Genomic DNA, 692 nt, shown 5'->3' with positions numbered 1-692 from the left:
GAATGGCTGTGCACCGCTTCCACCAGCGCCGTCACATGTTCGGGCGGGGTGTATTGGCTGATGCCGTGGCCCAGGTTGAAGATGTGGGTGGGGCCGGTTTGGGTGGTGTCGGTGTGTGGCGTGCCAAAGCTGTCGAGCACGCGGTGCACTTCGGTGGCGATCTGCGCAGGCGGCGCAAACAAGATGTTCGGGTCGATGTTGCCTTGCAGCGCTTTACCGGGGCCACCCACTTGGCCGCCCACGAGGGCGCGGGCACGGCCCAGGTTCATGGTCCAGTCCAGGCCCAACACGTCGCAGTTCAGGCCCGCCATCTCGGGCAGCCACAGGCCGCCGCCTTTGGTGAACACGATGCTGGGGATGCGTTGGCCGTTGTGCTCGGTTTTCAATTGGCTCAGCACGCGGGCCGTGTAGGCCAGGCTGAACTGCTGGAACGCGCCATCGGCCAGCACGCCGCCCCAGCTGTCAAAGATCATGGCCGCTTGGGCACCCGCTTCGATTTGGGTGTTCAGGTAGAGGGCCACAGCGTCTGCATTGATTTCCAGGATGCGGTGCATCAAATCCGGGCGGCTGTACATCAGGGACTTCACATGCCGGTAGTCGTCGGAGCCAGCGCCTTCGACCATGTAGCACGCCAGCGTCCAGGGGCTGCCGGAAAAGCCGATCAGCGGCACACGGCCGTTCAGGGCCTTGCG

The 692-nt window shown here is 64.5% G+C and carries 1 protein-coding gene; it reads right to left on the bottom strand.

The genetic code is table 11. From position 1 onward, the window contains the following. On the bottom strand, window positions 1-692 hold a 692-nt coding region (locus tag B9Z50_RS17365; protein ID WP_304481690.1), incomplete at both ends, for a uroporphyrinogen decarboxylase family protein.

The sequence above is a fragment of the Limnohabitans sp. Bal53 genome (assembly GCF_003063355.1).
In the GTDB taxonomy this organism is placed as follows: domain Bacteria; phylum Pseudomonadota; class Gammaproteobacteria; order Burkholderiales; family Burkholderiaceae_C; genus Limnohabitans_A.
This window is presented reverse-complemented; position numbering and strand designations above follow the sequence as displayed.